The sequence below is a fragment of the Streptomyces sp. NPDC059875 genome, from assembly GCF_042731085.1.
In the GTDB taxonomy this organism is placed as follows: Bacteria; Actinomycetota; Actinomycetes; order Streptomycetales; family Streptomycetaceae; genus Streptomyces.
In genome coordinates this window covers 85,088-101,994 of record NZ_JBHWJZ010000003.1, presented here as the reverse complement: position 1 = coordinate 101,994, position 16,907 = coordinate 85,088, and the positions used below count along the sequence as shown (strand labels likewise).

Sequence of the window (16,907 nt, the reverse complement as noted above, 5' to 3'; positions counted from 1 at the left end):
CACGAACGCGCGTTCGAGATTGGTGGGCGCACAAAACCGATCGGGGTGGGACCGTCAGCGGATCGGCATCCCGGAGAGCGTGCGGGCGATGACCAGGCGCTGGATCTCGCTGGTGCCCTCGAAGATGGTGTAGATCGCCGCGTCGCGGTGCATGCGCTCCACCGGGTACTCGCGGGTGAAGCCGTTGCCGCCGAGGATCTGGATGGCCTGGCCGGTGACCTTCTTGGCGACCTCGCTCGCGTACAGCTTGGACATCGAGCCCTCGGCCGAGGTGAACGGCTTGCCGGCGGTCGCCATCCAGGAGGCGCGCCAGACCAGGAGCCGGGCGGCGTCGATCTGGGTGCGCATGTCCGCGAGCTGGAAGGCGATGCCCTGGTTGTCGATGATCGGACGACCGAACTGCTCGCGGATCTTGGCGTAGTCGAGGGCGACCTCGTACGCGGCGCGGGCGGTGCCGACGGCCATGGCGCCGACGGCGGGGCGGGAGGCCTCGAAGGTGGCCATGGCCGCGTTCTTCACGCGCTCTCCCCCGCCCGCCTTCGCCTTCTCGCGGGCCCGGGCGAGACGCTCGTCCAGCTTCTCCTTGCCGCCGAGGAGGCAGTGGCCGGGAACGCGGACGTTCTCCAGGACGACCTCGGCGGTGTGCGAGGCGCGGATGCCGTGCTTCTGGAACTTCTGACCCTGGGAGAGGCCGGGGGTGTTCGGCGGCACGATGAAGGAGGCGTGCCCCTTGGAGCCGATCTCGGGGTCGACGACCGCGACGACGACGTGGACGTTGGCGATGCCGCCGTTGGTCGCCCAGGTCTTGGTGCCGTTGAGGACCCACTCGTCCTTGGCCTCGTCGTAGACCGCCCGGGTACGCATCGAGGCGACGTCGGAGCCGGCGTCGGGCTCGGAGGAGCAGAACGCGGCCACCTTGACGTCGTCGACGTCGCCGTACATCTGCGGGATCCAGGTGCCGATCTGCTCCTCGGTGCCGTTGGCGAGGACGCCGACGGCGGCGAGACCGGTGCCGACGATGGAGAGGGCGATGCCCGCGTCGCCCCAGAAGAGCTCCTCCATCGCCATCGGGATGCCGAGACCGGTCGGGTCGAAGAACTGCTGGGCGTAGAAATCGAGAGAGTAGATGCCGATCTTGGCGGCTTCCTGGATGATCGGCCAGGGAGTCTCCTCACGCTCGTCCCACTCGGCGGCGGCGGGGCGCATCACGTCCTCGGCGAATCCGTGCAGCCAGTCACGGACCTGCTTCTGGTCGTCGTTGAGTTCGAGCGTGAACTCGGCCATGTTCCCTCCCAGCAGTGCGTTACTTGCGGTAACAGCAGTCTGTTACTCGCCGGTAGGCGCTGTCAACCTGCGATGGAGCGCCGTCGGCGACGCGGCACCGAGTGCCGGTCGGGTGTTACGTTGCGACAGCCTCACGGAATTCGCACGGGCGGGGAGACACGCTATGGAGACCACACACCGGACCACCGACCAACAGTCGCCGGCCGATCAGCGGCGCCGCGAACTGTTGGAGGCGGCGGACCGGGTGGTGCTCCGGGACGGGCCCAAGGCCTCGATGAACGCGATCGCCGCGGAGGCGGGGATCACCAAGCCGATCCTCTACCGGCACTTCGGCGACAAGGGCGGTCTGTACCGGGCCCTCGCGACCCGACACACCGATGCCCTGCTCTCCGCGCTGCGGGCGGCGCTCGACGCACCGGCCGACCGGCGCCGGCGGGTCGAGTCCACGCTCGACACCTATCTCGCCTCGATCGAGGCGATGCCGCAGGTCTACCGCTTCCTGATGCACCCGGCCGAGGAGACGCACCAGACCGAGCAGGGTTTCGACGTGGGCCGCCACTCGGCGCCGGTGCTGCGGCGGATGGGCGAGGAGCTCGGCCAGGTCATCGCGGAACGGATCGACCTCGGCCCGGGCGGCGAGGCGCAGGCGCGGATCTGGGGTCACGGGATCGTGGGCATGATGCACGCGGCGGGCGACTGGTGGCTCGGCGAACGGCCGTGCTCGCGCAGCGAGTTGGTGCGGGCGCTGGCGGACCTGCTGTGGGGGCGGCTGGCGGAGGCGGGCGACCGCGCCGGGGCGCCTGGGTTCTGAGAAGCGTTCCGTTGTGGGCATTCGTTCCGCTGGGGGTCCCCCCAGGACGAAGTCCTAGGGGGAGGAACGGGTGGGCACAACCCACGACCGCGGCGCCGGTTCAGGGCCGTACGCCCCCGGCGCCCCGAGGGCGGGAAGCGCTCAGCCCTCCAGCGCGTCCACCCCGGCCCCCCACGGCTCCTTCTTGATCGCTCGTATCAGGCGTGACCTGCGCCACCCGGTCACGTGGTCCGCGTAGACGCCGCCCTCCAGGTGGTCGCACTCGTGCTGGAGGCAGCGGGCGAAGAAGCCCGTGCCCTCGACGCGGGCCGGCGTGCCGTCCAGGCGGACGCCCTCGACCACCGCGCGGTCGAAGCGGGGCGTCGGGGCCTCCAGGCCCGGCAGGGACAGGCAGCCCTCCGGCCCCCGGATCACGTCCCCGTCCGCCTCCACGAGCCGCGGGTTCACCAGGTGCCCCAGGTGGCGCACCTCCTCGTCGTCCGGGCAGTCGTAGACGAAGACCCGAAGCCCGACCCCCACCTGGTTCGCCGCGAGGCCCACGCCGTTCGCGGCGTACATCGTGGCGAACATGTCCTCGACCAGCCGGGCGAGCTCGGGCCCGAAGTCGCTGACGGGTTCACAGGGGGCGTGCAGCACCGGATCGCCGAGCAGGGTCATGGCTCGGACGTGGCCGGAACTGCCGGGGATCGGCCGGTTTCGCATGGGCGTAAGGGTACGGTCCGCTGTGACCTCGACGTTTCGGCGAGGGTCCCGGTGGTGCCGCGGTTCGGGTCCCTGGCCGGATCTCGATAGGCTGAGCGCGGACCGACGCAAGGAGGAACAAGAACGATGTCAGGACACCCCGGTAATCCAGAGCCGCTGTCGCCGCGCGCCAAGCTGGCCGTGACGGCGGGCAAGGCCGCGGCCGCGGTGTCGCGCGCAGCGGGACGCGGCAGTGGATCGGTGATCGGCGGCAAGGTGGCGCTGAAGCTCGACCCGGACCTCCTGGGTCGGCTCGCGCAGCATCTGGACGTCGTCCTGGTGTCCGCGACCAACGGCAAGACCACCACGACCCGGCTGATCGCCGAGGCGCTGCGGGCCAGCGGCCCGGTCGTCTCCAACGCGCTGGGTGCCAACATGCCCGCGGGCATCACCTCGGCGCTGGCCGGCGGCTCGGACGCCAAGTACGGCGTGATCGAGGTCGACGAGAAGTACCTCGCCGGAGTCGCCCGGGACACCACGCCCAAGGCGATCGCGCTGCTCAACCTCTCCCGCGACCAGCTCGACCGCGCCGCCGAGACCCGGATGCTCGCCGAGAAGTGGCGCGAGGGTCTGAGCGGTACCAAGGCCGTGGTCATCGCCAACGCCGACGACCCGCTGATCGTGTGGGCCGCCTCCTCCTCCCCCAACGTCGTGTGGGTCGCCGTCGGCCAGGAGTGGAAGGACGACGCCTGGTCGTGCCCCGCCTGCGGCGGTGTGATGCAGCGTCCGGGCGACGACTGGTTCTGCGGCGAGTGCGGTTTCCGTCGCCCGGCTCCGAGTTGGGCGCTCAACGGCGACCACGTGCTCGACCCGCACGGTTCGGCCTGGCCGATCCACCTCCAGCTGCCCGGCCGCGCGAACAAGGCCAACGCTGCGACCTCCGCCGCCGTCGCCGCCGTCTTCGGCGTGCCGCCGCAGGTCGCCCTGGAGCGCATGTACCAGGTGCAGGCCGTGGCCGGCCGCTACGACGTGGTCTCCTTCCAGGGCCGTGAGCTGCGCCTGCTGCTCGCGAAGAACCCGGCGGGCTGGCTCGAAACGTTTTCCCTCATCGACCAGCCGCCGGCCCCGGTGATCCTCTCGGTCAACGCGCGCGGCGCCGACGGCACGGACACCTCCTGGCTGTGGGACGTGGACTACGGACGCCTCGCCGGCCACCCGATCATGGTGATCGGCGACCGCAAGCTGGACCTGGCGGTCCGGCTCGAGGTCGCGGGCGTGGACTTCCGCGTGTGCGAGACGATCGACGAGGCGGTCCAGATGGCCCCGCCCGGGCAGATCGAACTGATCGCCAACTACACCGCCTTCCAGGACGTCCGCCGCCGCGTCGGCAACTGACCCGTAGAGGACTTTGCAGCATGAGTGAGAGCAGCCTGCGCCTGGTCTGGGTCTACCCGGACCTGCTCAGCACGTACGGCGACCAGGGCAACGCCCTCGTCGTCGAGCGCCGCGCCCGCCAGCGCGGTCTGGACGTCCAGCGCGTCGACGTCCGCAGCGACCAGCCGGTGCCGACCTCCGGCGACATCTATCTGATCGGCGGCGGCGAGGACCGGCCGCAGCGGCTCGCGGCCGAGCGGCTGCGCCGCGACGGCGGCCTCGAGCGCGCCGCGTCCAACGGCGCGATCATCTTCTCGGTCTGCGCCGGGTACCAGATCCTGGGCCACGAGTTCATCAACGACCTCGGCGAGCGCGAGCCGGGCCTCGGCCTGATCGACGTGATCTCCACCCGTGGCGAGGGCGAGCGCTGCGTCGGCGACGTCCTCGCGGACATCGACCCGCGGCTCGGCCTGCCCCAGCTCACCGGGTTCGAGAACCACCAGGGCATCACCCATCTCGGCCCGACGGCCCGTCCGTTCGCCCGCACGATCCTGGGCAGGGGCAACGGCACCGGCGACGGCACCGAGGGCGCGTACAACGACACCGTCTTCGGTACGTACATGCACGGCCCGGTCATGGCCCGCAACCCGCAGATCGCGGACCTGCTCCTGAAGCTGGCCCTCGACGTGAACGCGCTGCCGCCGACCGACGACCGGTGGTACGAGGCGCTGCGCGCCGAGCGCATCGCGGCGGCGACCCAGCCCGCCTGACCGTCCGGCGAGCTGCACGTCTGAGCACCCCTACGCCCATTGGATTCGTAAGTAAATACGGTGTCCAATCTGCGGACATCCGGTTCGGCCCCGCCACCCGGCACCGATAGGGTGGCGGGGATCCAACCGGACGACGTGGTCCGGGAGTCGGCCCACGTTGCAAAGGTATTTGGGCTATGCGCATTGGTGTGCTCACCTCCGGAGGCGACTGCCCCGGTCTGAACGCCGTCATCCGTTCCGTCGTGCACCGCGCCGTCGTCGACCACGGCGACGAGGTCATCGGCTTCCACGACGGCTGGAAGGGCCTCCTGGAGTGCGACTACCGCAAGCTCGACCTTGACGCGGTCGCCGGCATCCTGGCCCGCGGCGGCACCATCCTCGGCTCCTCGCGGGTCCAGCCCGCGCATCTGGTCGACGGCGTCGAGCGCGCCCGGGGCCATGTCGCCGAGCTCGGCCTCGACGCGATCATCCCGATCGGCGGCGAGGGCACGCTGAAGGCCGCCAACCTGCTCTCCCAGGCCGGGCTGCCGATCGTCGGCGTGCCGAAGACGATCGACAACGACATCGCCTCGACCGACGTCACCTTCGGGTTCGACACCGCCGTCGGCGTGGCGACCGAGGCCCTGGACCGGCTGAAGACCACTGCCGAGTCGCACCAGCGCGTGCTCATCGTCGAGGTCATGGGCCGGCACACCGGCTGGATCGCCCTGCACTCCGGCATGGCCGCCGGCGCGCACGCGATCGTCGTGCCCGAGCGCCCCTTCGACATCGACGAGCTGACCGCCCGGGTCGGCGAGCGCTTCGAGGCCGGCAAGCGCTTCGCGATCGTGGTGGTCGCCGAGGGCGCCAAGCCGCGCGAGGGCTCGATGAGCTTCGAGGTCGGCGCCAAGGACCAGTACGGCCACGAGCGCTTCACCGGGGTCGCCAACCAGCTCTCGGTGGAGCTGGAGCGGCGCCTCGGCAAGGAGGCCCGGCCGGTGATACTCGGTCACGTCCAGCGCGGCGGCACCCCGACCGCGTACGACCGTGTCCTCGCGACCCGCTTCGGCTGGCACGCGGTGGAGGCGGCGCACCGCGGCGAGTTCGGGATGCTGACCGCGCTGCGCGGCACAGAGATCACGATGGTCCCGCTGGCCCAGGCCGTGGAGACCCTCAAGACGGTCCCGGCCGAGCGCTACGCCGAGGCCGAGTGCGTGCTCTGACCGCCGTACCGACACCACGAACCGCCCCCGGTCGCAGCCGCGAACGGGGGCGGTTCTAGTCTGGTGCGGACAACAAGCGCGAATCGGGCTCCAGGAGTACACAGATGGATCACAGCGGGCACGGCACGACCATGGATCTGCCGCCGTTCACGCTGGGACGCGGACTGGAGTTCTCGCCGGACCCGTTCTTCCTCATCGGCTGCGTCGTGGGCCTCGCGCTGTACGGGTGGGGTGTGGCGCGGCTGCGCGGGCGCGGTGACTCCTGGCCGGTCAGCCGGACGGTCTTCTTCGCCGTGGGCGTGCTGACGATCGCGCTGATGATGTGCACCAAGCTGAACGACTACGGCATGGTCATGTTCAGCGTGCACATGGTGCAGCACATGGTCATCTCGATGCTCTCGCCGATCCTGCTCCTGCTCGGTGCTCCGGTGACGCTGGCGCTGCGGGCACTGCCGGTCGCGCCCCGGGGCGACAAGGGTCCGCGCGAGCTGCTCCTGATGCTGCTGCACAGCCGCTACATGCGGATCGTCACGCATCCCGCATTCACGATCCCGCTCTTCATCGCGAGCCTGTACGGCTTCTACTTCACCCCGCTCTTCGACACCCTCATGGGCTCGAAGATCGGGCACATCGCGATGATGGTGCACTTCCTCGCCGTCGGTCTGGTCTTCTTCTGGCCGATCATGGGCGTCGACCCCGGCCCGCACCGCCCGGGATACGTGATGCGGATGCTGGAGCTCTTCGCCGGCATGCCGTTCCACGCCTTCTTCGGCATCGCGTTGATGATGGCGACCGAGCCGATGATCAAGGCGTACGAGAACCCGCCGGCCTCGCTGGGGATCGACGCGCTCACCGACCAGAACGCGGCGGGCGGCATCGCCTGGGCGTTCAGCGAGATCCCCTCCGTGCTGGTGCTGATCGCGCTGGTATACCAGTGGTACCACTCCGAGCAGCGGCAGGCCGTCCGCAAGGACCGGGCCGCCGACCGCGACGGGGACAAGGAGCTGGAGGCGTACAACGCGTATCTCGCCTCGCTCCAGACGCGCGGGCAGTAGGCCGGGGCCCGCGGGAAGTGGGCGCCGGGACGCGGAAGTGACGCGGGAGTAGCGCTTCGCCCGTCTCAGGGGTCACGATGAACGTGGCGGCCCCGTCGGGAGGAGGGCGGACAGATGTCCGGTCCCACGAAGGCGATGTGCGTGATCACCGTGGCGGCGCTGGTGCTGACGACGGCGTACACGGTGGCGCTCGGCAGCAGCGGCTGGCTCTGGTTCGGCTGGGTGGTGCTCGGCGTCGTCACGATCGGCATGGCGGCCGCGGACAGCTCCGCGCCCGCCGGGGCACGTCGGCGCAGGCCGGGCAGGCCCGGCCCCCAGCCCTGAGCTCGCGGGCTCACATGTGCCGGTTGCTGTAGTAGTACTCGACGAGCTTGATGAAGTCGCCGTCGTCCTCGTGCTGCCCGCTCTCGAAGTCCGGTGAGTCCTTGACCTGGTCCTTCGTGCAGGACACATGGACGGTCTCGTTCTCCATGTCGACACGGGAGACCAGGCCCGCGGGCAGCAGCACGCGGCGGCCCAGGATCCACGGTCCGGTGTCCACGACGAGATAGGACCGTCCGACGTCCTCCGTGTGTTTGTCGATCTTGCCGATCGAGCCGTCGGTGGCCTCGACGCCGTATCCGATGAGCCGCGTTCCGGGCACATGGCCCGACGTCTCGGGGTATCCCCACAGGTCGGCTCCCATGGCGTGCCTCCTCCCTGGTCGTGAGGAGCGATTACCCGGTACGGCCGGTGCTATCCGCGGGATGTCATCGCGGGGCGAGAACGACCCAGGTCCGACCGGGTGCGAAGTTCAGGGGTGCGCCGGACGGGGTCGTGAAGGCGGTGCCGTCCTCGGCGGCCGGCCGGCTCCAGCGGGCCTCGTGGGCCCGGCCGTCGCGCAGGACGAGGGCGGTGCCGCTGCCGACCGTCTCGGTGTACGGGGAGACGCTGCCCAGGACGTCGTGGAACCGCGAGGAGCGGATGTTCACGTACTGCACGACGACGGTCGCCGCCTTCAGGGGGCCGGAGTCGGTGCTGACCGCCGCCCGCCCGTCCATCGCCACCCGCCAGCCCTTCTCCGCCGCGGACCAGGTGAAGGTGTAGCGGGAGGCCGGGAAGCGCACCGTGCGCTCGTTGACCGGCTCGCCGCCCGCGGGGGCGGGTCCGAACCGGAAGCCGATGTCCTTGGCGTCCTCGGCCTTCGGCGCGGCGGCGAGCGCCCGCCCGGGCAGCAGGTACAGGTTGTGGGGAGCGGGCCGGCCGCGGTCGCGCAGATAGGCGCCGGGGGCGTCCTCGGGCGGCAGCGCGTACAGCGGGGCGTCCTTCAGCAGCGGTTTCAGGGCGGACGACGAGCCGGAGTAGGCGAGCGCGGGCCGGCCGAACTGGCGCAGCAGCTCGATGTCGGACTCGCGGGCGCTCCGTACGGGTCCGATCCGTTCGGGGAGCTCGGTGGAGTAGACGGCGAGCAGCCGGGTCTGGCCGCCCTCCACCTGCTCGACGTAGACCAGGTCGGCCGCGCCGAGTCCGGTGTGCGGGCGGGCCGGCGGCACATTGTCGATCTTCACGGCGAGAACGGGGGCGGGGCGGGCCGGCAGTCCGGTGAAGGGCGACCGCTGCTCCTGAGAGGGGGCTGGGGTGGTCGGCGCGGGCGTCGGGGTGGGGGTCGGGGTCGGCTCGGGGGTGTCGGAGTCGGCGCATCCGTAGAGCCCGGCGGTCATCACCGCGCACAGAAGCACGGTGACGGCTGCGCCGGGCCGTATTCGTCGCGATGTGCGTCGGCGTGCGGCAGCCATCAGGTCCACTCTCCGTCTCCAGTGTGGACCAGGGTCGCCCGAGTGGTTACAAATAACCAACGCTCTACCGAGACGGGGGCCGCCGGTGTTCTACCAGGTGCTGAAGTACGTTCTGCTCGGGCCGTTGCTGAGGCTGCTCTTCCGGCCTCGTATCGAGGGCCTCGAACACATCCCGGAGGAGGGCGCGGCGATCGTCGCCGGAAATCACCTGTCGTTCTCCGACCACTTCCTGATGCCCGTCGTGCTGAAGCGGCGGATCACGTTTCTCGCCAAGCAGGAGTACTTCACCGGGCCGGGGCTCAAGGGCCGGCTGACCGCGGCGTTCTTCCGCAGCGCCGGGCAGATCCCGGTCGACCGCTCCGGCAAGGAGGCCGGGCAGGCGGCGATCCGCGAAGGGCTCGGGGTGCTGGCCAAGGGCGAGCTGCTCGGGATCTATCCCGAGGGCACCCGTTCGCACGACGGGCGGCTCTACAAGGGCAAGGTCGGCGTCGCGGTCATGGCGATCACGGCCGGGGTGCCCGTGATCCCGTGCGCGATGGTGGGGACCTTCGAGATCCAGCCGCCCGGCCAGGTCGTGCCCAGGGTCAGGCGGGTCACCATCCGGTTCGGCGCGCCCCTGGACTTCTCGCGGTACGCCGGCATGGAGGGCCAGAAGGCCGCGGTCCGTGCGGTGACGGACGAGATCATGTACGAGATCCTGGCGCTGTCCGGGCAGGAGTACGTCGACGACTACGCGGCCAAGGTGAAGGCGGCGGAGGAGGAGCGGGCGAAGGCGGCGAACGCCAGGGCTCCGCGAAAGTTCCCGCGCCGAGGACGCTGACGGCGGATCCGCGCACGGCGAAAGGCCCTGGGGCGGCGACTGCGGCCGCCGTAGCGTCACGCGCATGGCAAAGGGAAACGCACTCGTACTCGGAGCGACAGGACAGGTGGGGCGGGCGGCCGTGCGGGCGCTCGTCGCGGACGGCTGGGAGGTGACGGCGGCCTCGCGCCGCGGGGGCCGGGACGGGACGTGGCCGACGGAGGTCCGTTCGGTGGCGGTGGACCGGAACGAGGAGGGCGCGCTCGCCGCGGCGTTGGGCGACGGTTGTGACGTACTCGTGGACATCGTCGCCTACGACGGCGTGCACGGACGGCAGTTGACCGGGCTCGCCGACCGGATCGGGTCGGCGGTGGTGGTCTCCAGCGGCGCGGTGTACGAAGACGATCGGGGCCGCAGCTTCGACACCCAGGACGAGCCGGACGGCTTCCCCCGCTACCCGCTGCCGATTCCGGAGTCGTGGCGGACGGTCGCACCGGGCGAGGGGACGTACGGGACGCGGAAGGTGGCGCTGGAGCGCGAGCTGCTCGGGGTGGGCGAGGCGCTGCCGACGACGGTGCTGCGGGCGGGCGCGATCCACGGGCCTTTCTGCCCGGGTCCGCGCGAGCTGTGGTTCGTCAAGCGCGCGCTCGACGGGCGGCCGGTGCGCCTCCTCGCATACGAGGGCGCGTCCCGGTTCCACCCGGTGCACGTGGACAATCTCGGGGAACTGGTCCGGCTCGCGGCGGCGCAGCCGGGGACCCGGGTACTCAACGGGGGCGATCCCGAGGCCCCGACGGTCGCGGAGATCGGTGCGGCGATCGACGCGGTGATGGGGGTGTCGAGCGAGACGGTGCCGGTCGAGGGGGCGCCGGAGGGCACGGTGGGGCTCACTCCGTGGACGGGGGCCCACCCTGTCGTCTACGACATGAGTGCGGCGGAACGGGAGCTCGGGTACCGGGCCGTGGTCTCGTACGCCGAGTCCCTGCCGGCGACGGTCGAGGATCTGTCGCGGCGGCTGGCGGATCGGGAGTGGCGGGAGGTGTTCCCCGGGCTGGCGAAGTACGGGGTGGACTTCTTCGACTACGCGGCCGAGGACGCCTGGCTCACCTCGCGTTGACGGACGAGAGGGGCGGGCCGTCCGGCGGCCCGCCCCTCCCCCGTCATCCGGTGCCTACGGCCGGGTGACTACGGCTGGGGCGTGGCGTGCGGCTCGCACGTCACGTCCCGGCTGTCGAGCTTGCCCGTCAGCAGGTAGGCCTCGACCCGCGTGTTCAGGCACGGGTTGGTGAGGTTGGTGATGCCGTGCGAGCCGGCGTCCTTCTCCGTGATGAGGCGCGAGCCCTTGAACCGCTTGTGCAGCTCGACCGCTCCGGCGTACGGCGTGGCCGCGTCGCGCTCGGCCTGGGTGATGAGCACCGGCGGCAGGCCCTTGCCGGTCCGCACCTCGGTCGGGCGCTGGCGCGGGGTGGACCAGGTGGCGCAGGGCAGGTTCATCCAGGCGTTGGACCAGGTCATGAACGGGTACCGCTCGTGGAGCCGGCTGTTGTCGCGGTCCCACTTCTTCCAGCTGGTCGGCCAGGGGGCGTCGGCGCACTCCACGGCGGTGTAGACCGCGTTGCCGTTCTCGGAGGCGGCGTTGCCGGCCGTGTCGGTGGGGTCGGAGGCCGCCGAGTCGATCAGCGGCTGCGGGTCACCGGCGGCGTACGCGCTCCATGCCTTGGCGACCGGCACCCACATGGAGTCGTAGTACGGCGCGTTCTGGAAGAAGCCGATGAGCTCGGCCGGGCCGACCTTGCCGCCGAGGGGGTTCTTCTTGGCGTCGGCGCGCAGGGTCTCCCACTGCTGCCGGACCTCGGCGTAGGTGTCGCCGAGGTGGAAGGTGGCGTCGTGCTGGGCGACCCAGGTCATCCAGTCCTTGAGCCGGCCCTCGAAGGCGATGTCCTGGTCGAGGTTGACCTCGTACCAGATCTTGCGCGTCGACGGGTTCACGACGCTGTCGAGGACCATGCGGCGGACGTGCGACGGGAAGAGGGTGCCGTAGACGGCGCCGAGGTAGGTGCCGTAGGAGACGCCGACGAAGTTGAGCTTCTTCTCGCCGAGCGCGGCCCGGATGACGTCGAGGTCGCGGGCGGTGTTGAGGGTGTTGATGTACGGCAGGATGTCGCCGCTCTTCTCGGCGCAGCCCGCGGCGTACTCGGCGGCGAGCTTGCGCTGGGCGAGCTTGTCGGCCTCGCTGTCGGGGACCGGGTCGAGCTTGGGGCCCTTGACGAACTCGGCCGGGTCGACGCAGGAGATGGGCGCCGAGTGGCCGACGCCGCGCGGGTCGAAGCCGACGAAGTCGTACGCCTTGGCGGCGCCCGCCCAGATCGTGTTCTTGGTGGTGACCCGGCGCGGGAAGCGCAGGCCGGAGCCGCCGGGGCCGCCGGGGTTGTAGAGCAGCGCGCCCTGGCGTTCGGCGGGCTTGCCGGTGGCGCCGATACGGTCGACGGCGATCTTGATCTGCTTGCCGTTCGGCTTGCTGTAGTCGACCGGGACGGTGACCCAGCCGCAGGTGATGGGCTTCTCCAGGCCCCAATCGGCAGGGCAGTCCTGCCAGTCGATGCCCTGCTTCGCCGCCCGCTCGGCAGCCAGGGCGACGCCGCGCGCCTCGGCGTCCGGCCGGTGGCGGCTGTCGGCGGTGGCGGTCGGCGCTGCCAGTGCGCCCGCCATGAGCGTGCCCGCTATCAGAGTGCCGGCCGAGCCGAGCACTGCCGTGCGTCTCACGTGGTTGCTCCCCCTGTGGATGTCGGTCTGTCCGGGGGATCCTTTCGTCAGTGGGGTGCGCGGCGAAAGGTCGCACTGGTGTTTCTTTGCCGAACCAATAACCGGAGACCGGTGTACCGCTGAGCGGTGAACTCAGGACGGCGCGAGGATGTTCAGCGCTTCGTCGAGGGTGCGGCGCAGTCGGAGGGCGTCCTCGGCGACGACGGTGACGAGGGCGGCGGGCCCGGCGAGCGGGGAGAGGACGGCGTTTCCGGTGAGCAGCCGGGACTCCACCGGCTTGTCCTCGAACTCGGGGTCGACGACGAGGAGTTGACCGGTCGCGCGATGCCCGGCGAGGACCGCGCCGCCGTCCCAGCCACCAGGGGCACCGGGTCCGTACGCCACCTCCTGGTCGAGCAGGGGCCGTCCGGCGCGGCGGACGGTGAGGCGGGTGACGAGCGTGCCGGTGCCCTCGCCGTGGCGGCCGAGGATCTGTTCCTCGCGGAGCACGAGCCGTGCGGTGGCGGCGAGTTCGACGGTGGTCCGCATCCGCAGGTCGGAGCCGTGCGCGGAGACGAGCGGTTCGGGCAGCCAGCGCAGCACGGCGCCGTCGCCGACGGTGAGCCCGATGTCGTACGTGGCGGGCTCGGCGGCGCGGCCGGGGAGGGCCACGGTCGCGGCGGCCGAGTCGACCAGGAGTCGCGCCCCGTCCCGTACCTCCGCCTCGATCGCGAGCCGGTCGCCGCCGAGCGGCGCGCTCATCGCGCCGACGACGGTGACGCGCGTGTACGGGCCGGTGGTCCGGGTGCGGCGGAGGGCCAGGGGGCCGTCGCTCTCCAGGAGCGGGAGTCCGCCGTCGGCGTCGGCGACGATCCGGGCGGTGGCGCGCAGGCTCATGCGGACCAGGCGGCGAGCCGCTCGCGGACCCAGTCGGACACGGGGGCGACTCCGTGTGCGCCGGTGAGCGAGGTGAACGCGACGGGCAGGTCGCCGCGCTGTTCCTTCGCGTCGCGGGCCATGCGCTCCAGGTCGGAGCCGACGTAGGGGGCGAGGTCGGTCTTGTTGACGACGAGCAGGTCGGCGGTGGTGACGCCGGGGCCGCCCTTGCGGGGGATGTCGTCGCCGCCCGCGACGTCGATGACGAAGATCTGGGCGTCGACGAGGCCCTTGGAGAAGGTGGCGGTGAGGTTGTCGCCGCCGGACTCGACCAGGATCAGATCGAGCGGGCCCACGGTGTCCTCCAACTCCTCGACGGCTTCGAGGTTGGCGGAGATGTCGTCGCGGATGGCGGTGTGCGGGCACGCGCCGGTCTCGACGGCCTGGATGCGCTCGGGGGGCAGGACGGCGTTGCGGAGCAGGAACTCGGCGTCTTCGCGGGTGTAGATGTCGTTGGTGACGACGGCGATCGAGAGCTGGTCGCGCAGGGCCCGGCAGAGCGCGGCGACGGTGGCGGTCTTGCCGGAGCCGACGGGCCCGCCGAGGCCGATCCGCAGCGCCCGCCGGGTCCCGTCGGGGCGGTGGGCGTCGGCGGAGACGGCGCCGATGTGGTCGTGGGAGTGGTCGAGATGCATGGGGTGTCTCCAGGGGTCAGGAGGCGAAGAGACGCACGGGCCAGGTCGCGTGCTGTTCGGCGGCGATGTCGAGGAGGGGTGCGGAGGCGGCGGGCAGGGCGTCGACACCCTGCCGGGCGGCCGCGGCTGCTTCCTCGGCGACCCGGTCCATGGCGGGGGCGAGCCGGGCGAGGACGGCGGTCGCCTGGAAGGGGTCGAGGCTGAGGAGGCGTACGGCCGCGGTGGCCGGGCCGCTGACGGTCTCGTACGCGACGCAGTGCGCGACGTCCTCGGGGCCGAGGCTCGCGGCGCGGGCGGCGACGCCGAGGACGATCGGCTGGTGAGCGCCGCGCGGAAACGCGGCGGCGAGCGCGTCGAGCTCGGGGCAGGGCCAGGTGGCCCGGGCCGCCCGCATCATCTGCCGGCCGAGCTTCCGGGCGGCGGTGCGCAAGGCGGGCGAGGGGGTGCGGGCGTCGGCGGCGGCGTCGAGCGCGTACGGGTCGTGGCCGAGCGCGGCCGCGGCGGCGAGGGCCGCCGCGGTGAGTCCGCTGGTGTGCAGCCGGCCCCGGCAGAACGCGGCGAGGCTCGCCGCGTCCGTGATCCGGCCGGCCTTGACGGCGGCCTCGGCCCCGCCGGAGTGGGCGTGCCCACCGGCGGGGAAGCGCCCGTCGGCGAGCACGAGGAGGGCGGCCCGGCTGCCGAAGGACGCGGTCGGACCGTCGCCCGACCGGTCGGCGGCATGGGCGCGTGGTGTGGTCGGCGACTTCATCAGAACAGGAAGTAGCGCTGGGCCATGGGCAGTTCGGCGGCGGGGGCGGGTTCGATCGCCTCGCCGTCGATGGACACCGTGAACGAGTCGGCGTCGACTTCGACCCGGGGCAGGGCGCTGTTCTCCCGCATGTCCGCCTTGGTGACCCGACGGGTGTTCTTGATGGCGACGAACTTCTTGTCCAGGCCGAGCCGTTCGGGGAGGTCGTCCTCGATCGCCGCCTGGGACACGAAGTTCAGGGAGTTGGCTGCCGGCGCCTTGCCGAGGGCCCCGAACATCGGCCGGGGCAGGATCGGCTGGGGCGTGGGGATGGACGCGTTGGCGTCGCCCATCTGGGCGTAGGCGATCTGGCCGCCCTTCAGGACGAGCAGCGGCTTCACGCCGAAGAACGCGGGCTCCCACAGCACCAGGTCGGCGAGCTTGCCGGACTCGACCGAGCCGATCTCGTGGTCGAGCCCCTGGGCCACCGCCGGGTTGATCGTGTACTTGGCGACATAGCGACGGGCGCGGTGGTTGTCCGCCCGGCCGTCCCCCGGCAGGGCGCCGCGGTGCTTCTTCATCACGTGGGCGGTCTGCCAGGTCCGCATGATCACCTCGCCGATGCGCCCCATGGCCTGCGAGTCGGAGGAGATGATCGAGATGGCGCCGAGGTCGTGCAGATGGTCCTCGGCGGCGATGGTCGACGGCCGGATCCGGGATTCGGCGAAGGCCAGGTCCTCCGGGACGGCCGGGTTCAGGTGGTGGCACACCATCAGCATGTCGAGGTGTTCCTCGATGGTGTTGACGGTGTGCGGCCGGGTCGGGTTGGTGGAGCTGGGCAGGACGTACGGCTCGGACACCACGGTGATGATGTCCGGTGCGTGTCCGCCGCCCGCGCCCTCGGTGTGGTACGCGTGGACGGTGCGCCCGGCGATGGCGGCGAGGGTGTCGCCGACGAATCCCGCCTCGTTCAAGGTGTCCGTGTGGATGGCGAGTTGGGCGCCGGTCTCCTCGCAGACGGTCAGGCACGCGTCGATGGCGGCAGGGGTCGCCCCCCAGTCCTCGTGGATCTTGAACCCGAGGGCGCCGCCCCGCAGTTGGGAGTGCATGGCCTCGCGGGACATCGTGTTGCCCTTGCCGAGCAGACCGATGTTGACCGGGGAGTTCTCCAGCGCCGCGAACATCCGGGCGAGGTGCCAGGGGCCGGGGGTGATGGTGGTGGCCTTGGTGCCCTCGGCGGGGCCGGTGCCGCCGCCGACGAGGGTGGTGATGCCGGAGGCGAGGGCCTCGTCGATGATCGTCGGCGCGATGAAGTGGACGTGGGCGTCGATGCCGCCCGCGGTGACGATCCGGCCGTTGCCCACGATGACTTCGGTCTCGGGGCCGATGACCAGGTCCGGGTGGACGCCGTCCATGGTGTCGGGGTTGCCGGCCTTGCCGATGCCGGTGATCCGGCCGTCGCGGATGCCGATGTCGGCCTTGACCACACCCCAGTGGTCGATGACGACGGCGCCGGTGATCACGGTGTCGGGCGCGCCCTCGGCCCGGGTCGTGCGGGCCTGGCCCATCGACTCGCGGATGACCTTGCCGCCGCCGAAGACGGCTTCGTCGCCCGCGCGGCCGGGCCCGCCGGAGCGGTCCTCCTCGATCTCGACGACGAGATCGGTGTCGGCGAGCCGGATGCGGTCGCCGGTGGTCGGGCCGAACAGGTCGGCGTACACGGCACGGTGCAGCTCAGGCACGGTCGGCTCCGTTCGCATCGCGGGCGTCGTTCGTGTCGTTCGCGTCGGGGGTGCCGACGGTCGCGTCGAGCGGTCCCGCGGTCTCGCCACGCAGGCCGGGGACGACCCGCCGGCCGGCCAGCGGTACGAGTTCGACCTCGACGGGGATGCCGGGCTCGAAGCGCACGGCGGTGCCCGCGGCGATGTGGAGACGGCGGCCGCGCGCGGCGGCGCGGTCGAAGTCCAGCGCGGGGTTGGCCTCGGCGAAGTGGTAGTGGGAGCCGATCTGGACGGGCCGGTCGGCGGCGTTGAGCACGGTGAGGCGGGTGACGGGCCGTCCCTCGTTGAGGGCGACGGGACCGTCACCGAAAAGGATCTCTCCGGGAATCATCGGC

At 71.6% G+C, this 16,907-nt stretch carries 18 protein-coding genes; 8 read left to right on the top strand and 10 right to left on the bottom strand.

From position 1 onward, the window contains the following. Positions 1-54: 54 nt before the first annotated feature. Positions 55-1,284, bottom strand: a complete 1,230-nt coding sequence (locus ACFV9D_RS04480) for an acyl-CoA dehydrogenase family protein (RefSeq protein ID WP_385140746.1) — start codon at positions 1,282-1,284, stop codon at positions 55-57. Between the two features lie 163 nt (positions 1,285-1,447). On the opposite strand from ACFV9D_RS04480, the gene ACFV9D_RS04475 reads away from it, so the two are divergent. Continuing rightward, positions 1,448-2,095, top strand: a complete 648-nt coding sequence (locus tag ACFV9D_RS04475) for a TetR family transcriptional regulator (RefSeq protein WP_385140743.1) — start codon at positions 1,448-1,450, stop codon at positions 2,093-2,095. A gap of 141 nt (positions 2,096-2,236) precedes the next feature. Here the strand turns inward: ACFV9D_RS04475 and def are convergent, their stop codons facing one another. Continuing rightward, a complete protein-coding gene (def, locus tag ACFV9D_RS04470) occupies positions 2,237-2,797 on the bottom strand; it encodes a peptide deformylase (protein WP_385140741.1) in 561 nt (186 codons plus the stop codon). A 126-nt stretch (positions 2,798-2,923) separates the two neighbouring features. On the opposite strand from def, the gene ACFV9D_RS04465 reads away from it, so the two are divergent. The 5 genes from ACFV9D_RS04465 to ACFV9D_RS04445 all read left to right on the top strand — a co-directional run bounded on the left by ACFV9D_RS04465 (position 2,924) and on the right by ACFV9D_RS04445 (position 7,501). Continuing rightward, entirely contained in the window at positions 2,924-4,171 is a 1,248-nt protein-coding gene (locus tag ACFV9D_RS04465; RefSeq protein ID WP_385140739.1) for a MurT ligase domain-containing protein, read from the top strand. A 20-nt stretch (positions 4,172-4,191) separates the two neighbouring features. Continuing rightward, entirely contained in the window at positions 4,192-4,920 is a 729-nt protein-coding gene (locus ACFV9D_RS04460) for a type 1 glutamine amidotransferase (protein WP_385140736.1), read from the top strand. 176 nt (positions 4,921-5,096) lie between these two features. Then, complete coding sequence (locus tag ACFV9D_RS04455; RefSeq protein WP_385140733.1) at positions 5,097-6,122, top strand: 6-phosphofructokinase; 1,026 nt, start codon at positions 5,097-5,099, stop codon at positions 6,120-6,122. A 104-nt stretch (positions 6,123-6,226) separates the two neighbouring features. Further along, positions 6,227-7,177 carry a cytochrome c oxidase assembly protein gene (locus ACFV9D_RS04450; RefSeq protein WP_385140731.1) on the top strand — a complete coding sequence of 317 codons (951 nt, stop codon included), beginning with the start codon at positions 6,227-6,229 and terminating at the stop codon, positions 7,175-7,177. Between the two features lie 114 nt (positions 7,178-7,291). Next, positions 7,292-7,501, top strand: coding sequence for a hypothetical protein (locus ACFV9D_RS04445; protein WP_385141559.1), 210 nt, complete (start codon positions 7,292-7,294; stop codon positions 7,499-7,501). Between the two features lie 10 nt (positions 7,502-7,511). On the opposite strand, the gene ACFV9D_RS04440 is transcribed toward ACFV9D_RS04445, so the two are convergent. Continuing rightward, positions 7,512-7,862 (bottom strand): PRC-barrel domain containing protein, encoded by a 351-nt coding sequence (locus tag ACFV9D_RS04440; protein WP_385140728.1) that lies wholly within the window; start codon positions 7,860-7,862, stop codon positions 7,512-7,514. 64 nt (positions 7,863-7,926) lie between these two features. Continuing rightward, the gene (locus tag ACFV9D_RS04435; RefSeq protein WP_385140725.1) at positions 7,927-8,952 is read right to left on the bottom strand and encodes a DUF3048 domain-containing protein; all 1,026 of its coding nucleotides are present in this window, start codon (positions 8,950-8,952) and stop codon (positions 7,927-7,929) included. A gap of 85 nt (positions 8,953-9,037) precedes the next feature. On the opposite strand from ACFV9D_RS04435, the gene ACFV9D_RS04430 reads away from it, so the two are divergent. Then, positions 9,038-9,772, top strand: a complete 735-nt coding sequence (locus ACFV9D_RS04430) for a lysophospholipid acyltransferase family protein (protein WP_385140722.1) — start codon at positions 9,038-9,040, stop codon at positions 9,770-9,772. Between the two features lie 64 nt (positions 9,773-9,836). Continuing rightward, positions 9,837-10,868 (top strand): NAD-dependent epimerase/dehydratase family protein, encoded by a 1,032-nt coding sequence (locus ACFV9D_RS04425; RefSeq protein ID WP_385140719.1) that lies wholly within the window; start codon positions 9,837-9,839, stop codon positions 10,866-10,868. A 68-nt stretch (positions 10,869-10,936) separates the two neighbouring features. Here the strand turns inward: ACFV9D_RS04425 and ACFV9D_RS04420 are convergent, their stop codons facing one another. From ACFV9D_RS04420 to ACFV9D_RS04395, 6 genes are all read right to left on the bottom strand, one after another. Further along, positions 10,937-12,514 carry an alpha/beta hydrolase gene (locus ACFV9D_RS04420; protein ID WP_385140716.1) on the bottom strand — a complete coding sequence of 526 codons (1,578 nt, stop codon included), beginning with the start codon at positions 12,512-12,514 and terminating at the stop codon, positions 10,937-10,939. Positions 12,515-12,646: 132 nt separating this feature from the next. Beyond that, a complete protein-coding gene (locus ACFV9D_RS04415) occupies positions 12,647-13,390 on the bottom strand; it encodes an urease accessory protein UreD (protein ID WP_385140713.1) in 744 nt (247 codons plus the stop codon). Then, positions 13,387-14,064: an urease accessory protein UreG gene (gene ureG, locus ACFV9D_RS04410; protein ID WP_385140710.1), complete on the bottom strand. Its 678-nt coding sequence runs from the start codon at positions 14,062-14,064 to the stop codon at positions 13,387-13,389. The genes ACFV9D_RS04415 and ureG overlap by 4 nt, the downstream gene beginning before the upstream one ends. A gap of 16 nt (positions 14,065-14,080) precedes the next feature. Beyond that, positions 14,081-14,812 (bottom strand): urease accessory protein UreF, encoded by a 732-nt coding sequence (locus ACFV9D_RS04405; protein WP_385140707.1) that lies wholly within the window; start codon positions 14,810-14,812, stop codon positions 14,081-14,083. Further along, positions 14,812-16,533, bottom strand: coding sequence for an urease subunit alpha (locus tag ACFV9D_RS04400; protein WP_385140704.1), 1,722 nt, complete (start codon positions 16,531-16,533; stop codon positions 14,812-14,814). The genes ACFV9D_RS04405 and ACFV9D_RS04400 overlap by 1 nt, the downstream gene beginning before the upstream one ends. After that, complete coding sequence (locus tag ACFV9D_RS04395; protein WP_385140701.1) at positions 16,526-16,903, bottom strand: urease subunit beta; 378 nt, start codon at positions 16,901-16,903, stop codon at positions 16,526-16,528. Before ACFV9D_RS04395 ends, ACFV9D_RS04400 begins: the two co-directional genes overlap by 8 nt. Between the last annotated feature and the right edge of the window lie 4 nt (positions 16,904-16,907).